18 protein-coding genes are annotated in these 18,534 nt (G+C 65.5%); 15 read left to right on the top strand and 3 right to left on the bottom strand.

The window, feature by feature from the left end:
- Positions 1-44: 44 nt before the first annotated feature.
- The 11 genes from I2487_RS10845 to I2487_RS10795 all read left to right on the top strand — a co-directional run bounded on the left by I2487_RS10845 (position 45) and on the right by I2487_RS10795 (position 9,904).
- On the top strand, positions 45-713 hold the full coding sequence (locus I2487_RS10845; protein ID WP_207171442.1) for an ATP-dependent Clp protease proteolytic subunit: 669 nt from the start codon (positions 45-47) through the stop codon (positions 711-713).
- Between the two features lie 124 nt (positions 714-837).
- A complete protein-coding gene (gene clpX / locus I2487_RS10840; RefSeq protein WP_207171443.1) occupies positions 838-2,130 on the top strand; it encodes an ATP-dependent Clp protease ATP-binding subunit ClpX in 1,293 nt (430 codons plus the stop codon).
- A 135-nt stretch (positions 2,131-2,265) separates the two neighbouring features.
- Complete coding sequence (locus I2487_RS10835; RefSeq protein ID WP_207171445.1) at positions 2,266-3,576, top strand: extracellular solute-binding protein; 1,311 nt, start codon at positions 2,266-2,268, stop codon at positions 3,574-3,576.
- Complete coding sequence (locus tag I2487_RS10830; protein ID WP_207171447.1) at positions 3,573-4,583, top strand: ABC transporter permease subunit; 1,011 nt, start codon at positions 3,573-3,575, stop codon at positions 4,581-4,583. Before I2487_RS10835 ends, I2487_RS10830 begins: the two co-directional genes overlap by 4 nt.
- Before the next feature lie 2 nt (positions 4,584-4,585).
- Positions 4,586-5,437 carry a carbohydrate ABC transporter permease gene (locus tag I2487_RS10825; RefSeq protein ID WP_207171449.1) on the top strand — a complete coding sequence of 284 codons (852 nt, stop codon included), beginning with the start codon at positions 4,586-4,588 and terminating at the stop codon, positions 5,435-5,437.
- A gap of 21 nt (positions 5,438-5,458) precedes the next feature.
- Entirely contained in the window at positions 5,459-6,706 is a 1,248-nt protein-coding gene (locus I2487_RS10820) for an ABC transporter ATP-binding protein (protein WP_207171451.1), read from the top strand.
- 163 nt (positions 6,707-6,869) lie between these two features.
- The gene (gcvH, locus tag I2487_RS10815) at positions 6,870-7,256 is read left to right on the top strand and encodes a glycine cleavage system protein GcvH (protein ID WP_207171453.1); all 387 of its coding nucleotides are present in this window, start codon (positions 6,870-6,872) and stop codon (positions 7,254-7,256) included.
- Between the two features lie 36 nt (positions 7,257-7,292).
- Entirely contained in the window at positions 7,293-7,736 is a 444-nt protein-coding gene (locus I2487_RS10810) for an FHA domain-containing protein (RefSeq protein WP_207171455.1), read from the top strand.
- Between the two features lie 91 nt (positions 7,737-7,827).
- Positions 7,828-8,586 (top strand): transcriptional regulator FtsR, encoded by a 759-nt coding sequence (gene ftsR, locus I2487_RS10805; protein ID WP_345941404.1) that lies wholly within the window; start codon positions 7,828-7,830, stop codon positions 8,584-8,586.
- Between the two features lie 14 nt (positions 8,587-8,600).
- A complete protein-coding gene (locus I2487_RS10800) occupies positions 8,601-9,104 on the top strand; it encodes a bifunctional nuclease family protein (RefSeq protein ID WP_207171459.1) in 504 nt (167 codons plus the stop codon).
- A 194-nt stretch (positions 9,105-9,298) separates the two neighbouring features.
- Positions 9,299-9,904 (top strand): MerR family transcriptional regulator, encoded by a 606-nt coding sequence (locus tag I2487_RS10795; RefSeq protein ID WP_051501304.1) that lies wholly within the window; start codon positions 9,299-9,301, stop codon positions 9,902-9,904.
- Positions 9,905-10,013: 109 nt separating this feature from the next.
- Here I2487_RS10795 and I2487_RS10790 read toward each other — a convergent pair whose 3' ends face one another.
- Both I2487_RS10790 and I2487_RS10785 read right to left on the bottom strand, forming a co-directional pair.
- Entirely contained in the window at positions 10,014-10,799 is a 786-nt protein-coding gene (locus I2487_RS10790) for an AAA family ATPase (RefSeq protein WP_207171461.1), read from the bottom strand.
- 65 nt (positions 10,800-10,864) lie between these two features.
- Positions 10,865-11,194, bottom strand: a complete 330-nt coding sequence (locus I2487_RS10785) for a putative quinol monooxygenase (RefSeq protein ID WP_207171463.1) — start codon at positions 11,192-11,194, stop codon at positions 10,865-10,867.
- 245 nt (positions 11,195-11,439) lie between these two features.
- On the opposite strand from I2487_RS10785, the gene I2487_RS10780 reads away from it, so the two are divergent.
- The 3 genes from I2487_RS10780 to I2487_RS10770 all read left to right on the top strand — a co-directional run bounded on the left by I2487_RS10780 (position 11,440) and on the right by I2487_RS10770 (position 14,785).
- Positions 11,440-12,345 carry a DUF4190 domain-containing protein gene (locus tag I2487_RS10780; RefSeq protein ID WP_207171465.1) on the top strand — a complete coding sequence of 302 codons (906 nt, stop codon included), beginning with the start codon at positions 11,440-11,442 and terminating at the stop codon, positions 12,343-12,345.
- Between the two features lie 180 nt (positions 12,346-12,525).
- Positions 12,526-13,974 (top strand): mycothione reductase, encoded by a 1,449-nt coding sequence (locus tag I2487_RS10775; protein ID WP_207171467.1) that lies wholly within the window; start codon positions 12,526-12,528, stop codon positions 13,972-13,974.
- Positions 13,975-14,182: 208 nt separating this feature from the next.
- Positions 14,183-14,785 carry a mycothiol-dependent nitroreductase Rv2466c family protein gene (locus I2487_RS10770; RefSeq protein ID WP_207171469.1) on the top strand — a complete coding sequence of 201 codons (603 nt, stop codon included), beginning with the start codon at positions 14,183-14,185 and terminating at the stop codon, positions 14,783-14,785.
- Between the two features lie 116 nt (positions 14,786-14,901).
- Here the strand turns inward: I2487_RS10770 and I2487_RS10765 are convergent, their stop codons facing one another.
- Positions 14,902-15,666 carry an SDR family oxidoreductase gene (locus tag I2487_RS10765; protein ID WP_207171471.1) on the bottom strand — a complete coding sequence of 255 codons (765 nt, stop codon included), beginning with the start codon at positions 15,664-15,666 and terminating at the stop codon, positions 14,902-14,904.
- An 81-nt stretch (positions 15,667-15,747) separates the two neighbouring features.
- Here I2487_RS10765 and valS point away from each other — a divergent pair, with 81 nt between their 5' ends.
- Entirely contained in the window at positions 15,748-18,435 is a 2,688-nt protein-coding gene (valS, locus tag I2487_RS10760; RefSeq protein ID WP_207171473.1) for a valine--tRNA ligase, read from the top strand.
- Positions 18,436-18,534 lie beyond the last annotated feature (99 nt).

Below are 18,534 nucleotides of genomic sequence, written 5' to 3'. Positions count from 1 at the left end.
CTTCAGCCCACGATTCGCACCAGGACCACAGGAGCACATCTGACATGAACCCACTTGATCCTTCGGCACACGGCCTCCCCTCGGCCCAGCCCAGCGGCCCCGGCATGCCGGACTCGCGCTACATCCTCCCCTCCTTCGAGGAGCGGACACCCTATGGCTTCAAGCGCCAGGACCCGTATGCGAAGCTCTTCGAGGATCGCATCGTCTTCCTGGGCAGCCAGGTCGATGACGCCTCGGCCGATGACATCATGGCGCAGCTGCTCGTGCTCGAGTCGATGGACTCCGAGCGCGACATCACGCTCTACATCAACTCCCCGGGTGGCTCGTTCACCGCGATGACCGCCATCTACGACACGATGCAGTTCGTCCGGCCGCATATCCAGACCGTCTGCCTGGGGCAGGCAGCCTCCGCAGCAGCGGTGCTTCTGGCCGCAGGCACCCCCGGCAAGCGCCTGGCGCTGCCCAATGCACGCGTGCTGATCCACCAGCCCGCCGTCGGCGGCACCCGCGGCACCGCAACGGACCTGCAGATCCAGGCCGATGAGGTGCGCCGCATCCGCACCTGGATGGAGGACGTGCTGGGAGATCTCACCAAGAAGTCCCCGGACGAGATCGCTGAGGACATCGACCGTGACAAGTTCCTCTCCGCCGCCGGAGCCAAGGATTATGGCCTGGTGGACGAGGTGCTGGCCTCACGCAAGCTTCCGCTCTGAGGCCTTTGAGCTGAAGATCTCGACCCGTTCGGGGACGTTCCTTTGGAACGTCCCCGAACGTGTCAGGGCCCTGGAGTACGCTAGACCCGAAAAGCACCACAGTTCTTAAGGGGATCCAACGTCCATGGCACGCATCGGTGAAAGTGCAGATCTGCTCAAGTGCTCGTTCTGCGGCAAGAGCCAGAAGCAGGTCCGCTATAAGCTGATCGCCGGCCCCGGCGTCTACATCTGCGACGAGTGCATCGAACTCTGCAACGAGATCATCGAGGAATACCTCAATGAGGTGCAGGAGCCCGACGACTTCGAGCTGCCCAAACCCCGCGAGATCTACGATTTCCTCGACGAGTACGTGATCGGGCAGGACAAAGCAAAGCGCACCCTCTCAGTGGCAGTGCACAACCACTACAAGCGCATCCAGGCGACCGGTTCGGCGAAGAAGACCACCTCGCTGGAGAAGGGCCCGCTGGACGACGTCGAGATCGGCAAGTCCAACATCATGATGGTGGGACCGACCGGCTCCGGCAAGACCTACCTTGCGCAGTCCCTGGCCCGGAAGCTCCAGGTTCCCTTCATCGTGGCCGATGCGACCAGCCTCACCGAGGCCGGCTACGTCGGTGAAGACGTGGAGAACATTCTGCTGAAGCTGATCCAGGCCGCCGACGGAGACGTCAAGAAGGCCGAGCAGGGCATCATCTACATCGACGAGATCGATAAGATCTCGCGCAAGTCGGAGAACCCCTCGATCACCCGCGACGTCTCCGGCGAGGGGGTTCAGCAGGCTCTGCTGAAGATCCTCGAAGGGACCGTGGCCTCGGTGGCTCCGCAGGGCGGGCGCAAGCACCCCCAGCAGGAGTTCATCCAGATCGACACCTCCAACATCTTGTTCATCGTCGCCGGGGCCTTCGCCGGGCTCGAGGAGCTCATCGAGTCCCGGGCGGGCCGCAAGGGCATCGGCTTCGGCGCCCCGCTGTCCACGATCACCAAGACCGAGGCCAGCTATGCCGACGTCGAACCCGAGGACCTGCACAAGTTCGGTCTGATCCCCGAGCTCATCGGCCGGCTCCCGGTGATCGCCACCGTGGAACAGCTCGACGCCGCGGCGCTGACCGACATCCTCACCAAGCCCCGCAATGCCCTCGTGAAGCAGTACCAGAAGATCTTCTCCATCGATGGGATCGAGCTTGAGTTCACCCCCGAGGCACTCGGCGCGGTGGTGGAGCAGGCGGAGCTGCGTGGCACCGGTGCCCGCGGTCTGCGCTCGATCCTGGAGAACGTGCTGGGTCCGGTGATGTTCGAGCTGCCCTCCCGCGATGACATCGCCTCGGTGACCATCACCGCGGCGGTGGTCCGCGAGGGCGCGGAGGCCGAGCTGGTCACCCTGTCCGAAGCCAAGAAGTTCCGCAAGAAGTCCGCCTGACCTGCCTTTTTCACCCTTTTCAGAGCCTGTCTATTTGCTGTACAGGAGCTGAGGTGTAGGCTCGATCACACGTCGTGGCCTAGGTCACATCAAGTGATCGGGCCACTGCGCCGGGTGACGAGAGGTGGAAGATTCATGGGTCAATCCCAAGGCTCCCCGCGCAGGGGACGGACGGTTCGGGCAGCCGGCACCGCACTCGCGGCGGCCATCCTGCTGAGCGGCTGCTCGGACACCGAGGACGTTCCCGTCCTCACCTGGTATATCAATCCCGATGACGGCGGACAGGCCACCCTCGCGCAGCTGTGCACCGAGGAGGCTGAGGGTGCCTACACGATTCAGACGTCGCTGCTGCCGGCCGACGCACCCTCCCAGCGCGAGCAGCTGGCCCGGCGTCTCGCGGCCAACGACTCATCCTTGGACATCATGTCGCTGGACCCGCCGTTCATCCCTGAGCTCGCCGAACCCGGATTCCTGGCCCCGGTCCCGGAGGATGTCGCAGAACGCACCACCGAAGACACCCTCGAGGGTGCCCTCGCCGGGGCGATGTGGGACGACGAACTGGTCACCGTCCCGTTCTGGGCCAACACCCAGCTGCTCTGGTACCGCGAGTCCGTGGTCGAGGAGGCCGGCCTCGACATGGAGGAGCCCGTCACCTGGGACCAGGTCATCGAGACCGCGCTCGAGCAGGACAAGCTCCTCGGGGTCCAGGGCATCCGCGCAGAATCCATGACCGTCTGGCTCAACGCGCTCGTCGAGTCCCAGGACGAGTCGATCCTGGCCAACCCCGAGGCGCCGGCGGCCGATCTGCAGACCAACCTGGATACCGAGCCCGGGTCCCGGGCCGCCGAGATCATCGGGACGATCGGCTCGGAAGGCCTGGCAGGTCCCGGTGTCGCCTCCATGGATGAGAACCAGTCGATGCTGCTGTTCCAGCGGGATCAGGGATCCTTCATGGTCAACTGGCCCTTCGTCTGGGCAGCCACCAACGCCGCCGCCGAGGAGGGCGCAGTCGAGTCCGAGCTTGTCGAGGACATCGGATGGGCGCAGTACCCCCGGGTCGACGAGGACACCGCCTCGGCGCCTCCGCTGGGCGGCATCAACCTCGCCGTGGGCGCGGACTCCGAGAACCAGGAGCTCGCCTTCGAGGCCATCGAGTGCATCGTGACCCCGGAGAACCAGACCGAGTACTTCATCACCAACGGCAACCCGCCCTCATCAGAGGCCGCCTACGACGATCCGGCGCTCGAGGACGACTTCCCGATGGCCGATGCCATCCGGGAGGCGCTCGAGAATGCTGCGCCGCGACCACAGACCCCCTTCTACAACGAGATCTCCACCGCGATCCAGCAGCAGTTCACACCCATTGCCGGGGTCGACGCAGAACAGACTCCTACACAGACCGATGCCTTCATCGTCGAAGTGCTCAGAGGGGAGCGTCTCCTGTGACAACCGCACCTGAAACCTCGCGGCGGCAGAAGCGCGAAGCCGCCGCGTCGGCGAACGCCAAGAACGCCGATCGCAGGAACGGCAACGGCAAGAAACGCACGAACCGGGCTAAGTCTGAGGCGCGATTGGGCTGGCTCATCGCCGGGCCGGCCTTCTTCATCATGCTCGCGGTCACCGCGTATCCGATCGCCCAGGCGGTCTACGACTCGCTGTTCTCCTTTCGGCTGACGGCCCCGGATGAACGGTCCTTCGTATTCCTGCAGAACTATCAGACGATCCTCTCTGACTGGGACGTCTTCTGGTCTGCACTAGGTGTCACGGTGTTGGTCACGGTGGTCACCGTGGCCGTGGAGCTGGTCCTCGGCTTCGGGCTGGCCTTGGTGATGCACAAGGCGCTGTTGCGGATCCGTGGCGCGCTGCGCACCGCGATTCTGGTGCCCTACGGGATCATCACCGTGGTCTCGGCCTTCGCCTGGTACTACATGTTCGACATCAACTCGGGCTTCGTGAACAGCTGGTTCGGCTGGGTGCCGGGGATCGACAGCGACCTCGACTGGTTCGCCAACTTCCCGACCGCGATCACGGTGATCATGGCCTCGGAGATCTGGAAGACCACCCCATTCATCGCCCTGCTGCTGCTGGCCGGACTCGCGCAGGTCCCCGACGAACTGGTCGAGGCCTCAAAGGTCGACGGCGCCAGCTGGCGGCAGCAGATGACCCGGGTGATCCTGCCGAATATGAAGGCCGCCATCATGGTCGCGGTGCTCTTCCGAGCACTGGACGCCTTCCGAATATTCGACAACGTCTTCATCATGACCAATGGTGCAGCCAACACCGAGGTGCTCTCGCTGCTGGCCTATCGGACCTCCATCGGGCGTCTGGAGATCGGGCTGGGCTCCGCGGTCTCGGTCATCCTCTTCGCCTGCGTCCTGCTGATCTGCGTCATCGCGATCAAGTTCTTCAAGGTTGATCTCGCCAGCGGGACCGATGCAAAGGGAGGTAAGTAGAGATGGCCTCCACCGGCAAGCTCACCGGCAAGCAGCGCCTCGGATGGACGGTGCTCACCGTCGTCGTCCTGATCTACGCCCTGTTCCCGGTGGCCGCGATCCTCGCCACCAGCTTCAAGACCCAGGCCGACCTCGGCAGTGCCACGTTCCTGCCCGGCAATCCGACCTGGGAGAACTACGAGATGATCCTCTTCGGGGATGCTCAGGGCCTGTTCCTCACCGCATTCCGCAACTCGATCGGCATCACGCTGATCGCCACGTTCATTGCCGTGGTGCTGGCCACGCTGTGCGCCTACGCCATCGCGAGGCTGAACTTCCCGGGCAAGAAGATCATCCTGGGCACCGCGCTGGCGGTGTCGATCTTCCCGGTGATCTCCGTGGTCACCCCGCTGTTCAACCTGTGGCGCAACATCGGGCTCTACGACACCTGGCTCGGCCTGATCATCCCGTATCTGTCTCTGACCCTGCCGATTTCGATCTGGACCCTCGCGGCGTTCTTCCGGCAGATCCCCTGGGACCTGGAACAGGCCGCGCAGGTGGACGGCGCCACCCAGTGGCAGGCCTTCCGCCGGGCCATCGTGCCGCTGGCCATGCCGGGCGTGTTCACCACGGCCATCATCGCCTTCTTCATCGCCTGGAACGACTTCGTCTACGGGATATCCCTGACCTCCACCGAAGCCGCCAGACCGGTTCCGGCCGCACTGGCCTTCTTCAACGGCGCCTCGCAGTTCGAGGAACCCACCGGCGCGATCTCCGCGGCCGCCATCATCGTGACCATCCCCGTCGTCGTTCTGGTGCTGCTGTTCCAGCGCCAGATCGTCTCCGGCCTGACCCAGGGCGCCGTCAAGGGCTGAGTAGATAAGGACTCCACCGAAATGTCATCCATCACGCTTCAGAATCTCGTCAAGAAATACGACGACGGCTTTCCCGCCGTCAATGACATCTCCATCGACATCGAAGACGGCGAGTTCATCATCCTGGTGGGCCCCTCCGGCTGCGGAAAGTCCACGCTGCTGCGCATGATCGTGGGCCTGGAAGACATCACCGAAGGTGACCTGCTCATCGGCGGGGAGCGCGTGAACGAGAAGGCGCCGCGCGAACGCAACCTCGCCATGGTGTTCCAGAGCTACGCGCTCTACCCGCACCTGACCGTCTACGAGAACATCGCGTTCCCGATGCGGCTGACCAAGGGGAAGTTCACCAAGGAAGAGATCGATGAGAAGGTCCAGCATGCAGCGGCCATGCTTGAGCTCACCGAACACCTGGACCGCAAGCCGGCGAACCTCTCCGGCGGTCAGCGGCAGCGTGTGGCCATGGGCCGGGCCATCGTGCGCGAGGCGGATGCCTTCCTCTTCGATGAGCCGCTCTCGAACCTCGATGCCAAGCTGCGCGGTCAGATGCGTGCCGAGATCGCCAGGCTCCAGCGTGAGCTCAACACCACCAGCGTCTACGTCACCCACGATCAGACCGAGGCGATGACCCTGGGAGACCGGGTGGCAGTGCTGAAGAAGGGCCTGCTCCAGCAGATCGCCTCTCCGCGTGAGCTCTATGAGCAGCCGGCGAACCTCTTCGTCGCCGGATTCATCGGCTCACCCTCGATGAACTTCCTGCCCGGCACCGTGGAGGGCAACATCTTCTCCACCCCACTGGGCAAGATCGAGATCCCGGATCGCGCGGCCAAGGCCGGCGCGGGCCGGGAGATCGTGCTGGCGGGCATTCGTCCGGAGTTCTTTGAGGATGCGTCCCAGCTCAGCGAGGTTCAGCTCTCCAAGGGCACGACCTTCGCGGCGGAGATCAGCCACAGCGAGTGGATGGGCAACGAGCAGTACGCCTATGTCTCCTATGAGACCGACGAGCGGGTCCAGGAGACGCTGCGGAACCTCGCCGAGGAGATGGACGCCGATGAGCTGCGCACCCAGCTCGTGGTCGAGGTCGACGCCACCTCGCGCTTCCGCAGCGGGGACAGCGCCGAGCTCTGGCTCGACACCCGCCGAATGCACCTCTTCGACCCGGCCACCGGGGAGAACCTGACCCGCGACGCGGAAGCAGGCGCCGAGCTGACCCGGGAGGCGCGCGAGGACCGCAAGCGCGATGCCGAGCGGTTCGTCTCCAAGCAATCCTGACCGGGGCCGTTTCCTGCCCCGCTGACCTGCACGGTCACCCCCACAGGCGAGCCCGGGGTGCTAAGTTATTGCCAGACAGACCTGACGCTCAGCCAGACGGGCCCCCGAGGGGCACTCGTCTGGCTGAGCAGTCAACACCAGGCCGAAGAGTTGGAGCGCTACCATGAGCACCGTCCCCGAAGAGTTCAAGTACAGTGCCGAGCACGAGTGGGTCGGCACCACCGAGGATTCACTCGTGGTGCGCGTGGGCATCACCGACTTCGCCCAGGACGCCCTCGGTGAGGTCGTCTATGTGGAGCATCCTGAGGTCGGTGCGACGGTGGCCGCGGGTGACGTGGTGGGCGAGGTGGAATCCACCAAGTCGGTCTCCGACATCTTCGCCCCGGTCGCCGGAGAGATCGTGTCCGTCAACACCGACCTCGACGAGAATCCCGGTGCCGTGAACTCCGCCCCCTATGCGGCGGGCTGGCTGTTTGAGATCAAGCTTGCAGAATCCTCAGCGGCAGACACCCTGCTCAGTGCAGCAGATTACAAAAACCAAGTAGGCTGAAGGCCACCAAAAGGCGGCCCGGCGAGAGGAGGCGACGTGGAGAGCACGCAAAATCGCGACAATGGCCAAAGTGCGGCGGAGACCACGAGCATCTCGTTGCCGCCGGCGGAGGCGCACGCAGGGGAGCCTCATCTCTCGGACGATGACAGGCAGGCCATCGCGGCGCTGCCGCGGAACTCGGCGCTGTTGATCGCCCACAGCGGCGCGAACCAGGGCGCCCGCTTCCTGCTGGACCAAGATCTGACCACCGTCGGCAGGCACCCAGAGGCAGGGATCTTCCTCGACGACGTCACCGTGTCCCGGCGTCACGTCGAACTGACCCGGCAGGGTCTGGGCTTCAAGATTCGGGATCTCGGCAGCCTCAACGGCACGTATGTGAACCACGACCGCGTGGATGAGTACGCCTTGAAGCCCGGCGATGAGGTGCAGATCGGCAAGTTCCGGCTGACCTTCTACGCCGGATCCAAGGAATCCGACTGACCGGTGATCCACAATGCCAGGGCGGACCGGAGGGAAACGTTATCCTAAGGGTGATTTCGTCTCTTCCCCACAGCTCGAAAGAGGACATGCAGTGAGTGCTTCAGCAGCGTCGAAGCCGAAACCGGCCGCGACCCCCACCGAGCGCGCCGCCACGCATGTGTTCACCATCTCCGAGGTTCTGCGCGAGCTGCAGAACGAGTTCCCCGATCTGACCGCGTCGAAGCTACGCTTTCTCGAAGAGCGCGATCTGGTGGAACCCGCCCGCACCGCATCGGGCTACCGCAAGTACTGCGCGGCCGACGTCGAGCGACTCCGCTTCATCCTGGCGCTGCAGCGTGACCGGTACATGCCACTCGACGTCATCAAACAGACCATGGACGCCATCGACTCCGGGGAGACCCCGGAGGCTCTGCCGCAGGCGGCCCCGGTGGGTCCCCGTGAGGTCACCGATGAGATGGCCGCCCAGATCACCGGACGGATCCGGCCGATGTCTCGCAAGGAGCTGCGCGCCCACTCCGGCGCCACCCGCGGGATGCTCGACACGCTGGAGAAGTTCCGGATCATCGCGGCCGACGCGGAGGGCAACTACAGCCACCACGATCTCAAGGCCGTCAAAGCGGTCCGGATCCTCGCGCGCTATGGGCTGGAACCAAAGCACCTGGTCAACATCCGCCGTTCGGCGGACAACGAGCTGGATCTGATCTCACGCGCCATGGCCCCGCACGCGGCCCGCAAGGACACTGCCGCCCGGGCGCGGGTCGCGGAGTCCTCCAAGGAGATGCTCCAGTGCCTCAAGGATCTGCGCGGCTCAATCATGGACACCTCAGTGGAGCAGTTGGACAAGAACTGACCTAGACTTGAACCATGGAGAGCCAGCTTGTACCGCTGGATGTCGTGGGAGTTCGGATCGAGCTCCCATCGAAACAGCCTGTGGTGGTGCTCCGCGGCGCGGAACCCGGGCTGGACACTCTTCATGTGGCCGTCTTGGTGGGACCCGCTGAGGCCAATGCCATCGCCATGGCCATGGAGAAGAAGGTCCCACCCCGGCCGATGACCCACGATCTGCTCGCCGAGGTCATGACCCGGCTCGGCTCAGGAGTGCGCTCGGTGGAGATCGGCATGCTGGACTCATCGACCTACCGGGGGACCATCACCCTGGGCAGCGGGCGCAGCTTCGATGCCCGGGCCTCGGATGCGATCGCCGTGGCGGTGCGGGTGCAGTGCCTGGTCACCATGGAGCGTGAGATGCTCACTCGGGTGGGCATCACACCGCGCACCGCAGCCACGGGACAGCGTCCGATCTCCGAGGAGGAGATCAAGGAATTCCGTCGGTTCCTCGACGATGCCGAGCCGGGCGACTTCGCCTGAACCAGGGCCGAGGCGAGCCTGTCACTGGTGGAACTTCGCGACACGCCGTAGAGTAAAACTCAAATGTCTTTGACCCTGCGCGGCTGCGGCAATACCGTCTAGGGACAAGGCCTTCGCAGGCACCTTCCTCGCCGCTTCCGCGGCGCCGGGCAGGGGCTTTCCCAGCGGAGTCCGGCACTTCAGGAGGCTACCAGGTGGGTCCAGAATCGCACGCGGGCACCGAGCGTGTACGGCCAGGGCAGGCAGCTGCCCAGCAGCCCCTGTTCAGCGACGGCCGGCCTGAGCTGGACGAGGAGCTCGGCTACCGCGGTCCCGTGGCCTGCGCCGCCGCAGGGATCACCTATCGTCAGCTGGACTACTGGGCGCGCACGAAGCTGGTGCAGCCCTCCATGCGCAATGCCGCCGGCTCGGGTTCGGCCCGACTGTATTCCTTCCGAGACGTGCTGGTGCTCAAGGTGGTCAAGCGTCTGCTGGACACCGGTGTCTCGCTGCAGCAGATCCGAAGCGCCATCGAGCATCTGCGCGAACGCGGCGTCGATGACCTCGCCCAGATCACCCTGATGTCGGACGGCGCCTCGGTCTATGAATGCACCTCCGCAGACGAGGTCATCGACCTTGTGCAGGGCGGACAGGGAGTCTTCGGCATCGCCGTGGGTCGGGTGTGGCGCGAGGTCGAAGCCAGCCTGGTGGAGCTTCCCCGGGAGCGCACCGAGCCCGAGGCCATTCCCGAGCTTGAGGCCTTCGGCTCGGCCGGAGACGAACTCGCCCAGCTCAGGGCGCGTCGTTCCCAAGCCTCCTGACCCTCAGACTTCGCCCCCTCGGGGCCATACGCAAAAGGACCGCCCCTCGATGAGGAGCGGTCCTTTTCTACTGGGTCAGACCAGCTGCTGGGTCAGATCAGCTGCTGTGTCAGACCAGCTGCTTGAGCAGCTGGTCGAAGGATTTCGCCAGGTCCTTGACCTGTTCGCCGGGCCACTGGTGCACCGGGTACGCCGCGCCCTGGATCTGCTGCCAGAACGGGTTCTCCTCCAGCACCGGGAGCATCAGCTTGTCCTTATAGAGCCGCTCCATCTCCAGCAGGCGGTACTCGTGCTCGGTGGAATCGGCGCGGGCACGGTTGACCACCACGCCGGCGGACTTCAGCTGCGGTGCGTATTCGCTGGAGAACATCCGGATCGCACGCATCGTCCGCTCGGTGCCGGCCACGGAGAACAGACTCGGCTCCGCCACCAGGAGCACGCCATCCGAGGCCGACCACCCGATCCGGGTCAGACCAGACAAGGAGGGCGGGCAATCGATGAGCACCAGGTCATAGCCGGTGACCCGATCGAGGATCATCCGGAGTCGACGCATATCGCGAGGCCGGATATCGGGGCGATCGAAGGCCGCCGAGAGCGCGGAGCCGACGACGACGTCCAGCGTCGCTTCGGAGCGCTGCTCTGCGGGGAGCAGATCCAGCCAGCCGGAACGGACCACATGGTCACCCAAGGTGGTGCGCTTGGCGTCGCGCAGCAGCTGCCCGGCCTCGGTGCCGGCGCCGCGGGTGACGCCCAGCCCGGTGGTGGAATCCGCGTGGGGGTCTAGGTCGACGACGAGGGTCCGCACCCCCTGGTGGAGGGCGGCCGAGGCAAGGCCCATGGTGACCGAGGTCTTACCGACCCCGCCTTTCAGGCTGGAAACGCTCAAGATCTGCACGCTCCCCATCATAGGGATGATCTGCGGTGATCCTTGCCCCGGCGCTCCGCGCAGGAAGGGACGGATCAGTTGATCTTCATCTCACCCATCTCTTCCCAGCCCTCACCTTCGACCTGGCGCGAGATGATTTTCGGGGTGGAGACCAGCGCCTGCGCCATGGCCCCGTCTGAGCTGACCGCCTGCTGGAAGTGCGCGGATTCCACGTGCGGGCCAGCGGCGTCGTCGTCGAAGGCTTCGATGAGCACGTACTCGTTGGGGTCCTCGAGGCTGCGGGACCAGTCGAACCACTTATTGCCGGGCTCGGCCCGGGTGGCTTCGGTGAACTCAGCGGTGATGGCGGGCCACTGGTCTGCCAGCTCGGGCTTGACCTGGAATTTCACGACGATGAAGATCATGGGTCCTACTCTCTTGAGACTGTGTGGGAGGCCGGTGTTGGCCCTGTAGCGGCTGTCTACCGGCACCCTTCAGTCTCTCTCTTTCGGCGCGCTCGTGCCACGACGACCGTTGATGCTGTGAAGGTCAGGAGTGTGTATGCATTTAGAAGATGAATTTACTCACGTAGTCTTTTCCTGATACTTCGCAGATCGACCGCGGCGCTATCACTCGCGCACATGATTTTCCCAACCTTAATGAGGCACCCATGTCTGACCATTACGCCCAGAACCCCCAGCAACCACAACAATACGACCAACAACAGCATCATCCAATGATGACTGCAGCACCTCCACGGAAGGGCATCGGAATCGCTGCCATGGTGCTTGGTATCGTCGCGATTGTCTTTGCGTTTATACCCGTTATCGGTCTAGCCAACTTCATTCTTGCTCCTCTGGCCGTGATCTTGGGCATCGTCGCCTTCGTGAAGCGCCGGGGCCGCGGCCAGGGCATCACGGGTGTGATCACCGGCGCGATCGCTCTGCTGATCACCATCATCGGAGTTGCGATTGCCGGTGCGATCTTCTCCAGCGTCGATGACGACATGCGAGAGCTTGAGGAAGAGGCTCAGAGTGTCGACCCGGCGGATGACGAGGAGGTCGCCGAGCTCGAAGAGGACATTCAGGACGAGCAGGAAGACATCGCCGAAGACCGCGAAGAACCAGAAGCAGCCGGTACGGGAGGGGACGAGGGTAGCCGCGAGAACCCATTGCCGATCGGTGAACCCGTCTCCCACGACGATTGGGAGGTCACTATCAACAGCGTGACCCCTAACGCCGATGACGCGATCGCCGCAGAGAACCAGTTCAACGACCCCGCACCCGAGGGGCAGAGCTACATGCTCGTGAACATGACCGCGACCTACCTCGGGGACGAATCGGACTCGCCGATGATGGCTACAGAGGTCGCCTACGTCAGCAGTACTGGAGAGACCAGCTCAGACTACGAACTCTCCGCCGTAGCACCGGATTCCTTCGATTCGATCGCCGAGCTCTACAACGGCGGCTCAGAGACAGGGAACATCTCCTTGGCCGTTCCAAACGACGACGACGGCACCCTCCGGGTGCGAATCGGCTTCTTCGACACCCAGGACTTCTTCTTCGAAGCTTCCTGACACCGGAATGCAGTCTCTGTCCGGCCGCGGCCGGACAGAGACTGCATTCGGTCGGCGCCGCACCTCCGCGAGCGGTCCGTGCAGCCAGGCCGGTCCTCCGGGAGGACCGCCCCGACCGTCAAGGTGCTACTCATACAGCTGATGTGAAACGACGTCGACGGTCGCGTCTAGGATTGCCACATGGCCCACTACGACCTCTCCATCATCGGTTCCGGCTCAGGGAACTCCCTGATCACACCCTTCTGGGAAAACAAGCGCGTGGTCCTCGCGGACAAGGGATCTGGCAGCACGGCGGCCTTCGGCGGCACCTGTCTCAACGTGGGGTGCATCCCGACCAAGATGTTCGTCCGCCCGGCGGCGCTGGCCCGGGGGCCGGTGGAAGCGGCCCGGCTCAACGTCACCCAGGAGACCACCGAGGTGGACTGGCCCGCGATGCGCGACCGGATCTTCTCCCGGATCGACGCCATCTCGGCCGGCGGCCGGCAGTACCGCGAGGTCGAGCTGGACCATGTGGACCTCGTGACGGAGCACGTCACGCTCACCGGGGACTTCAGCCAGCCGCCCTTCGCGTTCGTCTCTGACTCCGGTGTCCGCGCCGAGGCCGACCAGCTGGTCATCGCCGCCGGATCACGACCCTCGCTTCCCCAGGTCCCAGGAATCGACCTGCCTGGAGTGCACACCTCTGACAGCATCATGCGCATCGAGCAGCGGCCCGAAAAGCTGCTGATCATCGGCGGCGGCTACATCGCCTGCGAGTTCGCCGGGGTGTTCTCCGCCTTCGGCACCGAGGTCATTCAGATCAATCGCAGCCAGGGGCTGATGACCGCCATGGACGCCGACATCTCCGCCGCCTTCTCTGCCGAGGCCGAGAAGAACTGGACGGTGCACTACCAGCGCACCGCGACCCGGATCGTCGAGCACGGTGCGGGGCTGCGCGTCGAGCTGGTCACCTCCGACGGCCGGGTCGAGCACCAGGACGTGGACGCGGTCCTGGTGGCCATCGGCCGCACCCCGAACACCGACCTGATCGGAGCTCAAGAGGTCGGTCTCGACGTGCACTCCGACGGGCGCCTCGCGGTGGATGAATACCAGCGAGTGCTCAGCCAGGGCGAGCCGGTTGCGGGTCTCTACGCGCTGGGCGATGTCAGCTCCGAGGCGATGCTCAAGCATGTGGCGAACCAGGAGGCCCGGGTGGTCGCCCACAACCTGGAGCACCCGGACCGGATCCGCGCATCGCGGCACGAGGCGATCCCCTCGGCGATCTTCTCCTTCCCCGAGATGGCTCAGGTCGGAATCACCGAGGCCCAGGCCGCAGAGACCATCGGGCCGGAGAACCTCACCACCAAGATCCAGCGCTACGGCGACACCGCCTATGGCTGGGCGATGGAAGACGGCGAGGGGATCTTCAAGGTGATCGCGGACCGCCGCAGCGGGCAGATCCTCGGCGCGCATGTCATGGGCTACCAGGCCTCGAACCTGATCCAGCCGGTCATCCAGGCGATGAGCTTCGGCCAGGACGCCTACACGGCCGCCCGGGGACAGTACTGGATCCATCCCGCCCTGATGGAGGTCACCGAGAATGCGCTGCTGGGACTCGAGGTCCCGATCCCGCAGGACGCCCCGCTCTGAGTCTGCCGGGGCTGCCGCGCGCACCGCAGATGCCTCACCGTGGCTGCCCTACCGGAGCAGCGGCGCCAGGAATGGATTCCGCGGCACCCCGGTTGTCAGGAGAAGAAGCACCAGCAGCAGCCCCCTGAACTGGGCAGCGCTGCGGCTGGCCCGAACACCACTGATCCGTGCGCGGCGACCGATCGTCCCGCGCCGAGAGGAGCTTTCCATGGCAGAACGCGTTGATTTCTGGTTCGACCCGCTGTGCCCCTTCGCCTGGGTGACCTCACGCTGGATCCTGGAGGCCGAGAAGGTCCGTGACATCGAGGTGCACTGGAACGTGATGAGCCTCGGTGTGCTCAACGAGGCCAAGAACCCCGCGCCGTCCGAGGACCCCGAGCAGCTCGCCCGCTGGATCCCGGCCCGCACCGCCACCGCTGTGGCTCTGAAGCATGGCGAGGACAAGGTCGGAGAGTTCTACACCGCCGCCGGCACCGAGATCCACAACAACGGCAACAAGGATTTCGAGGCGGCCACGCGCAACGCACTGCGCGCCGTCGGCCTGGAGGAGGACCTGCTCGCCGAGGCCAAGACGGAGAAGAACGACGCCGAGATGCGCGCCTCCCACGACAAGGGCATCTCCCTGGTCGGTCAGGACGTCGGCACCCCGGTCGTCGCATTCCAGGGCACCGCGTTCTTCGGCCCCGTGCTGACCCGCATCCCGCGCGGCGAGGACGCCGGCAAGGTCTTCGACGGTGCCGTGGCACTGGCCCAGTTCCCGTACTTCTTCGAGCTCAAGCGCTCCCGCACGGAGTCCCCAGCCTTCGACTGATCGAGGCTCCCACCACAGGGCCCTCAGCAGAGGGCACCACACGACGACGCCGGCGCGGGCTTGAAGCCCGCGCCGGCGTCGTCGTCGGTTCCGGTGTGCTCAGGTCGGGGGAGTGCTCACTCCTCGCGGATCACCTTGTGCTGGGCCGCCTGGGCGACCGGGCGGACCACGACCTGATCCAGGTTCACATGGTGGGGGAGCGTGACGGCGCCCGCGATCACCTCGGCGATGTCCTCAGCGACCAGGGGACGCTTGACCCCGCGATAGACCGCCTCGGCGGCGGCCACGTCTCCGCGGAGCCGCTTCGCGGTGAACTCCTCGGTGGCGACCATGCCCGGCAGCACCTCGATGACCCGGATATTGTGCTCGGCCTCTTCCAATCGCAGCGCCCCGGTGAGTGCGTGCTCGCCGAACTTTGCCGCGTTATAGCCGGCTCCGCCCTCGTAGGCCGTGATCCCAGCGGTGGAGGTGACGGTGAGGATCGTGCCTTCACCGTGGGCGCGCAGCATCGGGATGAAGGCCTGGATCACGTTCAGCGCGCCGAGCACGTTGACCTCGTACATCCAGCGCCAGTCCTCGGGCCTGCCCTCGGCCACCGGGTCCATGCCCAGCGCCCCGCCGGCGTTGTTGATCAGGGTGTCGATCCCTCCGGCGGCGGTGACCTCCGCAAGAGCCACAGCCACCTGCTCCGGATCGGTGACGTCGCAGATGATCGGGATGATCCCCTCCTGCTCGGCGAGGCTCTCGAGCTTCTCGGCGCGCCTCGCGACCGCGAAGACCCGCCAGCCCTCGGTGGTGAGTCGGTGCGCAGTGGCGGCGCCGATCCCGGAGGAGGCGCCGGTGACCATGGCGCTGCGGGTGGAGGTATCGGTGTCGATCATGGAGACAGCCTAGTGAGCAGGGTGCGCTGAGAGAACCGGTGGTTCAGTATGTGACACTTCCGTCGTGAGAGAATGGCCAGCATGGCTGATCAGACTCCGGGCACAGACGCGCCCGCCACCGCGACCCATTCCGCAGACCCCTCCCAGGCCACCGCCGCGCACAAGAGCCCCGTGGTCCCGGACCGCCCGGCGCTGGAGGGCCTCGAGGAGAAGCTCCATGCCGCCTGGCAGGACGAGGAGATCTACCACTTCAACGAGGACACCGAGCGCGCCGAGGTCTACTCCATCGACACTCCGCCGCCCACCGCCTCCGGCTCGCTGCACGTGGGGCATATGTTCTCCTACACGCAGACCGACGTGATGGCCCGCTTCATGCGGATGTCCGGGAAGAACGTCTTCTACCCGCTGGGCTGGGACGACAACGGACTGCCCACCGAGCGTCGGGTCCAGAACTACTACGGGGTGCGCTGCGATCCCGCGCAGCCCTACGACCCGGACTACACCCCGCCGGAGAAGCCGGCCAAGAACCAGCGCGACTGGGACGCGATCAGCCGCGCGAACTTCATCGAGCTCTGCGAGACCCTCACCGTGGAAGACGAGAAGGTCTTCGAGGATCTCTTCTCCCGGCTGGGCCTCTCGGTGGACTGGCGCCAGACCTACCGCACCATCGACGATGACTCCCGCGCCGCCTCTCAGCGGGCCTTCCTGCGCGACATCCACGCCGGCAACGCCTACACAGCCCAAGCGCCGACGCTGTGGGACATCACCTTCCGCACGGCCGTGGCCCAGGCCGAGCTCGAGTTCAAGGACCACCCCGGCGCGTATCATCGCTACCCCTTCACCGTGAAGGACACCGGCGAACAGGTCTTCATCGAGACCACACGCCCCGAGCTGCTGCCCTCCTGCGTGGCCCTGGTCGCGCACCCCGATGATGAGCGCTACCAGCACCTCTTCGGCAAGACCGCGATCTCCCCGCTCTTCGGCGTGGAGGTCGAGGTCAAGGCGCACGGACTCGCGCAGCCGGACAAGGGCTCCGGCGCCGCCATGATCTGCACCTTCGGCGATATGACCGACGTGACCTGGTGGCGCGAGCTGCAGCTGCCCACCCGGGCGCTGATCGGCCGCGACGGCCGCTTCTCACGGGAGGCCCCGGAGTGGATCAGCTCCACGGAGGGTCAGGCGAACTACGAACAGCTCGCCGGCAAGACCGTGCATTCGGCCAAGGAGGCCGTGGTGGAGCTGCTCAAGGCCGCCGAGCTGCTCGAGGGGGAGCCCAAGAAGATCACCCACGCGGTGCACTTCTACGAGAAGGGCGACAAGCCGCTGGAGGTCGTCACCTCCCGGCAGTGGTACATCCGCAACGGCGGTCGCGACGCCGCCCGGCGCGAGAAGATGGTCGCCCGCGGCAGGGAGATCTCCTGGCACCCGACCTTCATGCGCTCTCGCTACGAGAACTGGGTGGAGGGGCTCAACGGCGACTGGCTGGTCTCGCGGCAGCGCTTCTTCGGCGTGCCGATCCCGGTCTGGTACCCGCTGAACGCCGACGCCGAGCCCGACTACGACCACCCGCTGCTGCCCGAGGAGGCCCTGCTGCCGGTGGACCCGGCCTCGCAGGTCCCCGCCGGATACCAGGAGTCCCAGCGCGGCGTCGCCGGTGGCTTCATCGGTGAGGCCGACGTCCTGGACACCTGGGCCACCTCGGCGATCACTCCGCACATCGCAGGCCGCTGGGAGAAGGACAACGACTTCTTCAACAAGGTGTTCCCCTTCGATCTGCGCCCCCAGGGTCACGACATCATCCGCACCTGGCTCTTCGCCTCCGCGGTCCGCGCGAACTCGCTGAATGACTCCGTGCCGTGGACCAACACCGCGATCTCCGGCTGGATCCTGGACCCGGATCGCAAGAAGATGTCCAAGTCCAAGGGCAATGTCGTCGTGCCCACCGAGCCGCTGGAGCAGTTCGGCTCCGACGCGGTGCGCTACTGGGCCGCCTCGGCGAAGCTCGGCGCAGACACCGCCTACGAGGTGGCGCAGATGAAGATCGGGCGCCGCCTCGCGATCAAGCTGCTCAACGCCTCGAAGTTCGCGCTGAACCTCGGTGTCACCGAAGCCCACATCATCGGCGACGACGCCGGAGCTCAGGTCCTCACCGAGGCCCTGGACCGCGCCCTGATCGCCGAGCTGCGCACCGTGGTGGACCAGGCGACCAAGCACTTCGCCGACTACGACTACGCCCGGGCGCTGCAGCTGGTGGAGTCCTTCTTCTGGTCCTTCACCGACGACTATGTGGAGCTGGTCAAGGACCGCGCCTACGGCTCACGCGGTGAGTCGGCCCAGGATTCGGTGCTGGCGGCCTTGGCGACCACGCTCGACTCGCTGCTGCGGCTCTTCGCCCCGGTGCTGCCCTTCGTCACCGACGAGGTCTGGCGCTGGTGGCGCCACGGCTCGGTGCACTCCACCCAGTGGCCGACCACCTCCGGGTTGGAGTCCGTGCAGGGCTCGACCGGGATGCTGGACTCCGTGGCGCAGGTGCTCTCCGGTCTGCGCAAGGTCAAGTCTGAGGCCAAGGTGAAGCAGCGCACCGAGGTGATCACCGCGACGGTCTCCGCACCCGAGCGGACGCTGGCCCACATCGACGCCGCCATCGCCGACGTCCAGGCGGCCACCCGATCCCGCTCCCTGGCGCTGAGCCCACAGACCGACGGGACCCAGTCCGTGGTCGTCACCGAGGTCGAGCTCGCCGAAGAGGAGCAGCCCGCCCAGGTCTGACCTCCCCGTCGCGTCAAAAAATCGTAGAGCTGCAGCCGATCGTCGGGCTGCAGCTCTACGATTTTTTGGTTGCTCGAGGACTTGCTCCGCAGGTCTTCC

It is taken from the genome of Nesterenkonia sp. E16_10, from assembly GCF_017347085.1.
Lineage (GTDB): Bacteria > Actinomycetota > Actinomycetes > Actinomycetales > Micrococcaceae > Nesterenkonia.
This window is presented reverse-complemented; position numbering and strand designations above follow the sequence as displayed.

Coding starts and splice junctions, on each gene's coding strand:
- I2487_RS10845 (WP_207171442.1), top strand. CDS start 45: ATGAACCCACTTGATCCTTCGGCACACGGCCTCCCCTCGGCCCAGCCC.
- clpX (WP_207171443.1), top strand. CDS start 838: ATGGCACGCATCGGTGAAAGTGCAGATCTGCTCAAGTGCTCGTTCTGC.
- I2487_RS10835 (WP_207171445.1), top strand. CDS start 2,266: ATGGGTCAATCCCAAGGCTCCCCGCGCAGGGGACGGACGGTTCGGGCA.
- I2487_RS10825 (WP_207171449.1), top strand. CDS start 4,586: ATGGCCTCCACCGGCAAGCTCACCGGCAAGCAGCGCCTCGGATGGACG.
- I2487_RS10820 (WP_207171451.1), top strand. CDS start 5,459: ATGTCATCCATCACGCTTCAGAATCTCGTCAAGAAATACGACGACGGC.
- gcvH (WP_207171453.1), top strand. CDS start 6,870: ATGAGCACCGTCCCCGAAGAGTTCAAGTACAGTGCCGAGCACGAGTGG.
- I2487_RS10800 (WP_207171459.1), top strand. CDS start 8,601: ATGGAGAGCCAGCTTGTACCGCTGGATGTCGTGGGAGTTCGGATCGAG.
- I2487_RS10785 (WP_207171463.1), bottom strand. CDS start 11,194: ATGATCTTCATCGTCGTGAAATTCCAGGTCAAGCCCGAGCTGGCAGAC.
- I2487_RS10780 (WP_207171465.1), top strand. CDS start 11,440: ATGTCTGACCATTACGCCCAGAACCCCCAGCAACCACAACAATACGAC.
- I2487_RS10775 (WP_207171467.1), top strand. CDS start 12,526: ATGGCCCACTACGACCTCTCCATCATCGGTTCCGGCTCAGGGAACTCC.
- I2487_RS10770 (WP_207171469.1), top strand. CDS start 14,183: ATGGCAGAACGCGTTGATTTCTGGTTCGACCCGCTGTGCCCCTTCGCC.
- I2487_RS10765 (WP_207171471.1), bottom strand. CDS start 15,666: ATGATCGACACCGATACCTCCACCCGCAGCGCCATGGTCACCGGCGCC.
- valS (WP_207171473.1), top strand. CDS start 15,748: ATGGCTGATCAGACTCCGGGCACAGACGCGCCCGCCACCGCGACCCAT.